7 protein-coding genes are annotated in these 11,348 nt (G+C 66.1%); 3 read left to right on the plus strand and 4 right to left on the minus strand.

Annotated features, from left to right (window positions below):
* Nucleotides 1-153 precede the first annotated feature (153 nt).
* On the plus strand, nt 154-2,229 hold the full coding sequence (locus tag B0E41_RS09655) for a PAS domain-containing sensor histidine kinase (RefSeq protein WP_077330874.1): 2,076 nt from the start codon (nt 154-156) through the stop codon (nt 2,227-2,229).
* A gap of 177 nt (nt 2,230-2,406) precedes the next feature.
* Here the strand turns inward: B0E41_RS09655 and B0E41_RS09660 are convergent, their stop codons facing one another.
* Both B0E41_RS09660 and B0E41_RS09665 read right to left on the minus strand, forming a co-directional pair.
* Nucleotides 2,407-4,173, minus strand: coding sequence for a 7TM diverse intracellular signaling domain-containing protein (locus B0E41_RS09660; RefSeq protein ID WP_171984721.1), 1,767 nt, complete (start codon nt 4,171-4,173; stop codon nt 2,407-2,409).
* A gap of 77 nt (nt 4,174-4,250) precedes the next feature.
* Entirely contained in the window at nt 4,251-6,401 is a 2,151-nt protein-coding gene (locus tag B0E41_RS09665) for a carotenoid biosynthesis protein (protein WP_253194735.1), read from the minus strand.
* A 435-nt stretch (nt 6,402-6,836) separates the two neighbouring features.
* Here B0E41_RS09665 and B0E41_RS09670 point away from each other — a divergent pair, with 435 nt between their 5' ends.
* Nucleotides 6,837-7,127 (plus strand): co-chaperone GroES, encoded by a 291-nt coding sequence (locus B0E41_RS09670; protein ID WP_068174446.1) that lies wholly within the window; start codon nt 6,837-6,839, stop codon nt 7,125-7,127.
* A 46-nt stretch (nt 7,128-7,173) separates the two neighbouring features.
* On the plus strand, nt 7,174-8,823 hold the full coding sequence (gene groL / locus B0E41_RS09675) for a chaperonin GroEL (protein ID WP_077330876.1): 1,650 nt from the start codon (nt 7,174-7,176) through the stop codon (nt 8,821-8,823).
* 225 nt (nt 8,824-9,048) lie between these two features.
* On the opposite strand, the gene B0E41_RS09680 is transcribed toward groL, so the two are convergent.
* On the minus strand, nt 9,049-10,266 hold the full coding sequence (locus tag B0E41_RS09680) for an MFS transporter (RefSeq protein ID WP_077330877.1): 1,218 nt from the start codon (nt 10,264-10,266) through the stop codon (nt 9,049-9,051).
* 49 nt (nt 10,267-10,315) lie between these two features.
* Nucleotides 10,316-11,326: a Gfo/Idh/MocA family oxidoreductase gene (locus B0E41_RS09685; protein ID WP_077330924.1), complete on the minus strand. Its 1,011-nt coding sequence runs from the start codon at nt 11,324-11,326 to the stop codon at nt 10,316-10,318.
* Nucleotides 11,327-11,348: the final 22 nt, after the last annotated feature.

Below are 11,348 nucleotides of genomic sequence, written 5' to 3' on the forward strand. Positions count from 1 at the left end.
AGATGGCAAAAGCCTCGCCAGTTTGGCGAGGCTTTTTTTTGCCCCAGCGCGACGGTTTTACCGTTTGGGGGGTTGAATTTTTCCGGAAAGTGTCCGATACATCCAGTACAGACGCGATGGTCTGTGCCTCGCAACGACCTGGAGCCAAGAACCATGGAAACCCCTGTCAGCCCTGAACGGACCGACACCGCCCACCCCGACCTTGAGCGCCTGGTGACCCTGCGCACCCGGGAACTTGAGCAAGCACTGGCTCGTGCGCAGTCGCTGTACGACCAGGCGCCGTGCGGCTACCTGTCCCTGGATCCCGACCTGCGGGTCGTCAACATCAACCACACGTTGCTGAAATGGCTGGGCCTTCCCGGCGAAGAGGCGATCGGGAAGATAGACGTGTTTTCGTTCGTCGATCCCTCCGCCCGGCAGGTGCTGCAAAGCCGCATGCAGGCGCTGGCCCACACAGGCCACACCGACCCGATGGAGATCGAGGTCCGTCGCCGCGATGGCAGCCACTTCCACGCGCTGTTCTCATCCACCGCCGTGACCGACGAACAGGGGTTGTTCTTGTACAGCAACACCACGGTGGTGGACATCAGCGAGCGCAAGGCCGTGGAGCAGCGCGTGGCCGCCCACGACGGCTTCCTGCGCAGCATCACCGACCGCATCCCCTCGCACCTCGCCTATTACGACAAAGACCTGATCTGCCGCTTCGCCAACACGGCGCACGCCAGCCGCTACGGCAAGCTGGCCAGCGAGATGGTCGGCACGCACCTGAGCCAGGTGGTGAGCGAGGACCAGTTGCCGGAGATCCTGCCGCACGTGGCCGACGCCTTGAGCGGCCAGTCGCAGACCTTTGAAGCCGAGCGTCTGGAAGACGACGGCTCGCGCAGTTTCTACGAAATCCATTACATCCCCGACTTCCAGCACGGCGCGGTGGAGGGCATCTTCATCGAGCTGCACGACATCAGCGAGCGCAAGCGCACCGAAGAGTTCGTGCTGGAGGCCAACCGCGACCTGGAAGAGCGGGTGCGCGAACGCAGTGCCGAGCTGTTCCAGAGCGAGCAGCGCTACCGCCTGATGGTGGACGCCATACAGGACCACTGCATTTACTTCGTGGACGCAGAAGGGGCCGTGACCGAGTGGACAGAAAGCGCCCAGCGCCTGCACGGCCACACGCGCTCACAGATGCTGGGCAAGCCCTACCTGCAGCTGCTTGCAGTGGACAACGCGGGCGAGGACGAGGTGGACCCGGCCCAGGTGCTGCGCCTGGCCACGGCCCACGGACAATGGGAAACCCGGGGCTGGCGCCTGCGCGATGACGGATCCCGGTTCTGGGCCCACACCGTGCTCACCGCGCTGCGCACCGAAGCGGGCGAGCTGCAGGGCCTCTCTTGCATCACCCGCGACATGACCGCGGCCAAGAGCCTGGAGGACGTGATGAACGACCTCAACCGCGAGCTCGAGAAACGCGTCGCCGAGCGCACCCAGCAGCTCGTGGCCGCCAACAAAGACCTGGACGTGTTCTCGCACATGGTCTCGCACGACCTTCGCGCGCCGCTGCGCCACATCGGGAGCTTCGTGAGTCTGCTGCAGGAGCAGATGGGCGAGTCCAAAGACACGCTCGCCCTGCAGTACCTGAACTCGATCGCCAAGGCCAGCAAGCGCATGAGCCACATGATCGAGGGACTGCTCGAGTACGCCCGCCTCGGCCGCGTCGCCATCGAATCGCAGCCGGTGCCACTGGCAACGCTGCTCGACGGCGTGGTGGCCCACCTGAAACAGGAAACCCTGGGCCGCTCCATCGAGTGGGTGATCGAAGACGACCTGCCGGTGGTGCGCGGCGATGCCATGCTGCTGGCCCAGGCCCTGGGCAACCTGCTGGGCAATTCGGTCAAGTACACCCGCACCCGGGAGCATGCGCACATCGAGGTGGGCTGGAAAGTCAACCCCGTGGGCGGACGCACCTTCTATGTGAACGACAACGGCGTGGGCTTCGACCTGGAGAAGGCGCACAACCTGTTCGTCATGTTCCAGCGCCAGCACCACTCCATGGACTTCGAAGGCACGGGCACCGGCCTGGCCCTGTCGCAGCGCATCATCGAACGCCACGGCGGCCGCATCTGGGCAGAGACCGCCCCAGGTGAAGGTTGCACCTTCTATTTCACCCTGCCGTTTGACAAGGTGGAACCCGACCTCGACTTTCCCAAGTCGGCCATGGCGGAGCTGACGATCTGAGACGCCCGCTCCGGCAGACCCAGGGGTTCACACGACCGCTCTCGGCGGCGTGTGAACCCCGCCCCTTTTTTTGACGCTCCACCATAGCCCGGAAGTCGGATCAGCTTTCCATGTCGACAGCGCGCCACTCCGCTGCATGAAGCGGGGGTCGCGCAAAGCGCGGCAGGGGTGTTTCCTTCAGACTCCAGCGGGCATGCGCACGGGCAGGTGCAGCACCACCTTGCGCGGCTCGCCGGCCAAACGGTCCAGCGCCCGGTGCAAGCGCTCCATCAGGCGCTCGTCGTCGTTCGCTGTTTCGCTGGTGTCGCCCGCATCGGGCAACGTGGCCGACACCAAACGAAAACGCAAGGTGAGCTCCACCGGCAAGGTCGGCACCCGCTCCAGCCCCCGTGCCACCACGTGCTGGGCCAGCAGCTTGAGCTGATCGGGCCGCTGGGGTCCCTCGATCAGCATGGCGAAGCGCGTGTCGGCGATGCGGCACACGGTGTCCACATCGCGCACCACAGCCGACAACCGTGACGCGGCCACCACGAGCGCTCGGTCGCCCGCCTCCCGGCCTTCGCGGTCCACGATCTCGGCGTGGTTGGCCAGCTCGACCAGCACCATGCCGCATTGGTGACCGTAGCGCCGCGAACGCCGCAGAGCGTCACGCAGGCGCAGCGTGAGGACCAACGGGATGGTGAGGCCGGTGAGCGGGTCGGTGCTCTCCAGCGCGCGCAGGCGGGCGCGGTTCTCGCTGAAATCTTTGGCGCGTCGGTGCAGGATGTAGAGCAGCAACGGAATTTCGATCGCCGAACCGATCAGCACCGCGTACTGCATGGCCCAGCCGTCGGGCAACACGCCCGCGCTGCGCAACGCCGGAAACGGGTAGCCCAGGTGCACCGGCAAGAAGCCCAGCGCCAGCCAGCCCGAATACGCCTCACCGAGCCGCCAGGTCCAGAGACAGAGCGCCACGCTGAGCAACACCGACAGCAAACCGTAGAGGTTGAGCACCGCGAAAGCCGCCGGGGTCTGCAAGGTCACGTACACCAGCGGATACAGCAGGCCGAAGACCGACCAGCCGACCACAAAACGGTCGACGCCCCGGTGGTGGCGCGAGACGGCACAGACCTCGCGCACGAACCAGATGCCCGAAGCAGTGAGCCACAGCATGAACACCGCCGGTGCGATGTCGTTCCACCGAGGCGACTGGTCCCAGAAGAACAGGCCACCGATGCCCGTGAACGCAGCCTGGAAACCGAGCATGCAGGCGACATAAAAACAGTAGGCGACGAAGGCCCGGTCGCCGTACAGCCGCGCATGCACCCAGCCCAGGAACAGCACCAGCAGTCCGAAGCCCAGGTAGCCCCCCACCATGAGGAAGGTCCAGTAGCGCTGGGTTTGCAGGCTGTTCTCGGTCAGCAGATGCACGCGCGGGCTGGTCGGCGTCGGTGAGTTCATCACCTGCAGCCACACAGGGCCCTGTGACTGAGCGTCGATGGCAAAAACCGGGGTCTGGTCCGGGTGGTCCCACTGCGCCACCGGCAGGTGGTCGCCCGCGCGCTGTTCGGTCCAGGTCCTGTCCGGTCCCTTCGTATACAGGCTGACCCGGTTCGTGAAGGCCGAGGCACTGAGCAGCACGTACCAGCGCTGCGACTTGTCCAGCGGCGGAAGGTCCAGGCGCATCCAGAGCGCCGAGCTGCCGAGCTGGAAGGAGCGGAACTGGTCCATCGCGGCCAGGGTCTCGGTGGGCTGAGAGGCCACCTCGTCCACCGTCTGGATGCCTGAGGCATCGATCCAGTAGCGGCTGGTCAGCGTGAGTTCGCCCTCGCCTTCTGTCGCCCCGGCCAGCCCGGACCACCCCAGCAGACACAGGCACAGCGGCAGCATCCACAGCCACGCCCAGAGCCGGTGCAGTGGGGCGTGTTCTTGTCCATCAGCCGGTCGGGTGGGGGAGAAAACCATGCCGGCATCGTAAAGGTTGCTCCGAAAGTGCATGACAAATATCACCTTGAAGTGGGTCTGTGGCGACACGCTGTCGCTCAACCGACCCGTTGAGGGACAGACTGCCAGGGACCCGAGGTGGTCATGCGGTCTTCCAGGCCATTGACCCAGTCGGGCGCGCAGGGGTCGTCGCTCCAGGCCGCGATGGTGTCGGCCATCGGGTTGAGCACCCGCTCCGGCAAGGTCAGAGGCCGGGTCTGGTCCATCAGGAAGCGGGTCAGGAAGTGGTAGCCCACGACCCGGGTGAACAGCCGGGACAGCGAAAATCGGGGGAAAACCAGCCGTACCAGCCCGTCGATCAACCCGATCAGCAGTCGACCCAGTATGAACACCAGACGGGTGGGCCACGACACCTTTTCATCCACACCGATCAGCCGCGCGGTGCCCGGACCGACCAGCCAGCGCGTGAGCGGCACCGGCAGACCCCGCAGCACCGGCAGGCCGATGGTGCGTTCCATGGTCTGCATCAAGGCCCTGCCGAGAGCCGGACGAGGGTCGACCGGCCCGATGGGCGCCCCCGCGCTGACCTGGATGCGCTCGAACAGCGCGGTGGCCTCGTCCATGGTGTCGACCATCAGCTCACGCCGCACGCCCAGCACGTGCCCCATCACGTTCCAGGCGTGCAGGCATGCCTCTTCGTCCGCGCGCGAGAGCCTGAGGCCGAGGGTGCGCATGCCCCTCAGGAAGCAGTAGCCAAAGGTCAACAGGGTGTAGGCCAGCTCGATCTGGTTGCAGGGCAAGCCCTGGCGGTCCACGTCCCAGCCGTGCGCCATGAGCGCGGCGTGCATGCCGGTGGGGGCCGCATCGCCGGTCTGAGGCGCGACTCGGCCTCGCACCCGCTCTGGATCGCCACGCAGGATCAGGTGGCGGATGGTGGCGTGGATGAGGCGCACCTTGAGCACCTGTGCCACGCCTGCGCCGTCGGCGCCCATCAGGCCCCCTTTCATCATCACGGGGAACACCATGGCCGCGGTCTGGCGGATGCGGTGTTCGGTGTGCTGCTCCAACTGGCCCGCGATGTGCAGCACCTCGGCCAGGTGGGGCAACACATAACACTCCGGCAGGCTGGAGCAGAACAGCAACGTGCACGACAAGGGGCCCTGCGCCATGAAGATGGCCTCGGACCGCTCCACCTTGGCGCGGTCGGCCCACTCGGGCAGTTGCCGCCCTTCGTCCAGATAGGCGCGCAAGGTGGCGACCACCGCCGGGTCCGCTTGAGCATGGCCGCCGTCCCAGGCACCCAGCCCGCCATTGGCGGGCCAGCCCGCCATGAGTCGGGTGGCGGTGGCGAGGCGCGCCGCGCCCGGCCCCATGGCCCCGGCCTCACCGCTCCAGGGACCGACCAGGGCCGCCACCGCGCGGTCCGCCAGCGGATCGGCCTCCAGGGTCCAGGGCGCCAGCGGCACATCGGCGGTCCGGCCTGGCACCGTGTGCCGCTCGGGGTGCGACCAGTGCCACCAGGCCACGAGCGCCACCAACGTGGGCAGCCCCATGGCGAAGAAGGCGATGGCACGGATCTCGATCGGGTGGCCCAGCAGCACCTGGAACACCAGCCCGCTGGCGTAGATACCGATGGGCACCAGCGCCGCGAGCGCCACCTTGCGCGACAGTGTGGGCTCACGCCGGGGCGCGGCCAGCGCCTGGAAAAGCGCCATGATCAGCAGCCCGACCACCATCCAGCCCGCGAAGCCCTGCAAGGTCTCGCCGAACCAGCCCCCGTCGGTCTTCTGCATGATCCAGGCCTTGAGCACGAACACAAAGTAAGGGTCGGCGCCGAGGTCGAAGGCGGTGACCACCATGGCCGCCAGCCAGGCGGTGAGCAGGCCGCTGCGAAAGCTGGGTGTGGTGTGTGCCGGCGCGCGCCACAGCATCAGACAGGCCATGACATAGCCCACCAGGCACAGCGAGAACCACATCAGCGGTATCGCCAGGGGCACGTCGCCCAGACGGATGCCCAGCACATCGGTGTAGGTGTAGCGGCCGAAGAACCAGCCACGCGACGAGCCCATCTGCTCGGCGAACCAGCCCAATGCCAGGGCCAGCACGGCCAGGGCACTCGCCGACCGGAAGCCCAGCAGCGCCCGCGCCGACCAGGCGCAGGCCCAGAACATGACCACGCAAGCCGTGGCCAGCGCAAGCGTGAGCGGCGGGTCTCGCCATGCGGTGGCCAACAGGTAGGCGACGGACAACAGACCCGCCGACCCGACAACAAACGAACGCGAACGCACAAGGCCCACAGGCACCTCCCCTACAAATGTCGATCACAGTCCCCTGAGATCTCCACCCTCAACCGGGCAGCGGAGCCCGGCCCAAAGGACCGGCCCGATTGTCACCTCCCGTTGGTCACAAACAGACACACAGAACGCCGGTTTGCGCCCAATTTTCCGCACATGCATGGCCGGGTTTTCCCGAAAAGGACCGGCCAACACCCCCATCCGACCCCGGACTGGACGGGAAAAAGAAGCACCGGCGTCTTGAAAACGACACGGGTCGCCCTTATCATTAGCACTCGCTGGTGTTGAGTGCTAACACCTTGACACCAAGTCGATCAGCGGCCCACCCGTTCCGGATGGGATGAAACCGTCTGACCCCAATCCCATCCTCGTTCAAATTCAGGAGATGCAATGAACCTTCGTCCTCTCGCCGACCGCGTGATCGTCAAACGTATCGACAGCGAAACCAAGACCGCTTCCGGCATCGTCATCCCCGACGCCGCTGCTGAAAAGCCCGACCAGGGCGAAATCCTGGCCGTCGGTCCCGGCAAGAAAAACGACAAAGGCGAACTGTCGGCCATGAACGTCAAGGTCGGTGACCGCGTTCTGTTTGGCAAGTACAGCGGCCAGACCGTCAAGGTCGACGGCAATGAACTGCTGGTGATGAAAGAAGACGACCTGTTTGCGGTTGTCGAGAAGTAATTCTTCGCTCTTTCAACCCCCTTAACTGAATTCTGGAGAAATCAACATGGCAGCAAAAGACGTAGTTTTCGGCGGCGAAGCCCGCGCCCGTATGGTTGAAGGCGTGAACATTCTCGCCAACGCCGTGAAAGTGACCCTGGGCCCGAAAGGCCGCAACGTGGTGCTCGAGCGCTCGTTCGGCGCCCCCACCGTGACCAAGGACGGTGTGTCCGTGGCCAAGGAAATCGAACTGAAAGACAAGCTGCAGAACATGGGCGCGCAGATGGTCAAGGAAGTCGCTTCCAAGACCTCTGACAACGCTGGCGACGGCACCACCACCGCCACCGTGCTGGCCCAGGCCATCGTGCGCGAAGGCATGAAGTACGTGGCCGCCGGCATGAACCCGATGGACCTGAAGCGCGGCATCGACAAGGCCGTCACGGCCCTGACCGCCGAGCTGAAGAAGGCCTCCAAGGCCACCACCACCAGCAAGGAAATTGCTCAGGTCGGCTCCATCTCTGCCAACTCGGACGAAACCATCGGCAAGATCATTGCTGACGCCATGGACAAAGTGGGCAAAGAAGGCGTGATCACCGTGGAAGACGGCAAGTCGCTGGAATCCGAACTCGAAGTCGTCGAAGGCATGCAGTTCGACCGCGGCTACCTGTCGCCCTACTTCATCAACAACCCAGAAAAGCAAGCCGCCCTGCTGGACAACCCTTTCGTGCTGCTGTACGACAAGAAGGTGTCCAACATCCGTGACCTGCTGCCCACGCTGGAGCAAGTCGCCAAGGCCGGCCGTCCGCTGCTGATCATTGCCGAAGACGTCGAAGGCGAAGCCCTGGCGACGCTGGTGGTCAACACCATCCGCGGCATCCTGAAGGTTGTTGCTGTCAAGGCCCCTGGCTTCGGCGACCGCCGCAAGGCCATGCTGGAAGACATCGCCATCCTGACCGGCGGCAAAGTGATCGCCGAAGAAGTCGGCATGACGCTGGAAAAAGTGACCCTGGCCGATCTGGGCTCGGCCAAGCGCATCGAAGTCAGCAAAGAAAACACCATCATCATCGACGGCGCCGGCGCTGCCGCTGACATCGAAGCCCGCGTGAAACAAGTGCGTGTGCAGATCGAAGAAGCCACCAGCGACTACGACCGCGAAAAGCTGCAAGAGCGCGTGGCCAAGCTGGCCGGCGGTGTGGCCGTGATCAAGGTCGGCGCTGCCACCGAAGTCGAAATGAAGGAAAAGAAAGCCCGCGTCGAAGACGCCCTGCACGCCACGCGCGCTGCAGTGGAAGAAGGCATCGTCGCCGGTGGTGGCGTGGCCCTGCTGCGCGCCCGTCAGGCCGCTGGTGTCATCAAGGGTGACAACGCCGACCAGGACGCCGGCATCAAGCTGGTGCTCAAGGCCATCGAAGCGCCCCTGCGCGAGATCGTGGCCAACGCCGGTGGCGAGCCGTCGGTGGTGGTCAACGCCATCCTGGCCGGCAAGGGCAACCACGGCTTCAACGCCGCCAACGACACCTACGGCGACATGATCGAAATGGGCATCCTGGACCCGACGAAAGTGACCCGCACCGCGCTGCAGAACGCCGCTTCGGTGTCCAGCCTGATGCTGACGACCGAGTGCATGGTGGCCGAGTCTCCTAAGGATGACTCGCCTGCCGGTGGCATGGGTGGCGGCATGGGTGGGATGGGTGATATGGGCGGCATGGGCATGTAATTGCTCCGGCCCTCCTTGCCTGAGGGCCGATCGCCGCGTTGCATGGGCTTGCCGTAGCGTTGCTACTGTCAGCGCCCATGCGCCTTGCGCTAGGCCCTCATGCTGCGTCGGAATGCACCAAGTGCGTACCGACAAAGGACCCCCAGAAAAAAACCCCGCGAATCACTTCGCGGGGTTTTTTTCTGGGCGCTTGTCTTCTGGCTTGTGGCTCGCCGGACAGGGGGTTCAGAGGCGCGTGGCTGGACCCGCGAGCGTATCGCGCAGGGCCAGCGGGCGGAACATGCGCCACCAGGCCAGACTGATGCCGATGGTGCCCAGCCCGCCCAGCACCACCGAACCCACCGGCCCGAACGCCGCGGCGGTCACGCCCGACTCGAACTCGCCGAGCTGGTTGCTGGCGCCGATGAAGAGCGTGTTGACCGCCGCCACGCGGCCCCGCATGGCGTCCGGCGTGTCCAGCTGCACGAGGGTCTGCCGCACCACCACGCTGACCATGTCGGCCGCGCCGGACACGGCCAGCGCCAGCAGCGACAGCCAAAACGAGGTGGACAGGCCGAACACCACCATGCACAGCCCGAACACGGCCACCGACACCAGCAGCTTGCGCCCGACGCGCCGCTCCAGTGCGAAGTTCGAGAGCACGAGGCCGGCGGCGAGTGCGCCGACCGCCGGTGCCGAACGCAACACGCCCAGCCCCTCGGGTCCGACGTGCAGGATCTCCTTGGCAAAGATCGGCAGCAATGCGGTGGCTCCGCCCAGCAGCACCGCGAACAGGTCCAGCGACACCGCACCCAACAGCACCGGATGGCCCCACACGTAGCGCACACCGGCCAGCAGCGTCGACGCGCTGACAGGCTCGCGCGCCACCGGCTGGCGCTCGTAGCGCACCCACAGGCAGGCCAGCGCCGCACCGAGGAACAGCAGCGTGCAGACGAGGTAGACCGCGTTCAGGTTCACCGCAAAGATCAGCCCACCGAGAGCCGGCCCGCCGATGACGGCCGCCTGGGTGCCTGTGGAGGTGACCGCGGTGGCGCGGGCCAGCAGCGCCGGCGGCACCAGGGACGGCAGCAGCGCCTGCTGAGCCGACATCTGGAACGGCCGGATCGCCCCGAGCAGCGCCGACAGCACCAACAGCCACTCGCGAGACACCGCATGCGCCAGCGTGCCGGCCACCAGCAGGACGGCCACCGCCGCCTGCGCGGACAGACACAGCGCCACGATGCGGGCCCGGTGATGGCGGTCGGCGGCGTGGCCGGCGGGCAGCGTCATCGCCAGCGCTGGACCGAACTGGAACAGACCGACCAGCCCGAGGTCCCAGGCACTGGCCGTCAGCTCGTACATGTGCCAACCAACGGTCAGCATCAGCATCTGGGTGCCGGCGACCGCCGCCACCCGGGCGCACCAGAAGCGGACAAAGGAGGCATGTGCGAGCAGCTCGGGCATGCGCCGGAGGCTAGCACGCGGCCATGAGCCGCCGCCCCGGGGTCGAAGATCAGTCCTGGGCCACCGGCTCCCAGCGCCCGCTGCACTCGGATTGCCAGAGGGTGTCCATCACGCGGGCCTGGGCCACGGCATCGCCGAGCCCGGACGCATCGGGCGGCACCCCCTCGCGCACACGGCGGGAAAACGCCTCCACCTCCAGCCGGTACTGGTCGGCCGCCGGCAGGGTTTCGATGGTGACGCCGCTACCGTCCAGCGGGCCACCCTCATCCAGCGCCAGCCGCATTTGCCCGTTTCGGGTGGCGTTGAAGGGGATGAACAGCTCGATCCGGCCTTTGGTGCCGACCACCTGCACCCGCTGGAACGGCACGCTTTGTGTTGAGACCGTGAAGCTCACTTGCCTGCCAGCACCATAGTCCAGCAGCGCGCTCGTGGTGCGGTCGGTCCCCAGCACCGGGTCACGGTCCACCAGCGAAACCGCGCGCAACGGCTCGGCTTCAAACAGGTAGCGCCCGGCCAGCACCGCGTAGCAGCCGATGTCGTACAGCGCACCGCCGCCCATCGTGACCTGGTTGCGGATGTTGGCCGCATCGTCGTTGAAGTAGGAGAAGAACACCTGCACCGCGCGCGGCGTGCCGATGCGCCCGGCGCGCACCAGCTCGCGAGCCCGCAGCCACTGCGGGTGGTGCCGCACCATGAAGGCCTCTTCGATGTGCACCCTCGATGCGGCCATCTGCACGGTCTGGGCTTCTGAAACGCTGAGAGCGAACGGCTTCTCACACAACACGTGCTTGCCGGCCGCTGCCGCTTGAAGGGTCAGCGGAACGTGCAGGTGGTTGGGCAGCGGGTTGTAGACCGCCTCGATGGCGGGATCGGCCAGCAACTCCTCGTAGCTGCCGTAGGCCCGCTCAATGCCAGCCGCCCGCGCAGCGGCCTGTGCCGAGGGCAACGACCGCGAGGCGATGGCGCGCAGCTCGACCAAGGGGCTCGACAACATGGCCGGGATCACCTGCTCCAGCCCGATCTTCGAGGTGCTCAACACGCCCCACACAACAGGTTTCATGGTGTTCTCCATATGGCCATCC

It is taken from the genome of Hydrogenophaga sp. A37, from assembly GCF_002001205.1.
GTDB lineage: Bacteria > Pseudomonadota > Gammaproteobacteria > Burkholderiales > Burkholderiaceae_C > Hydrogenophaga.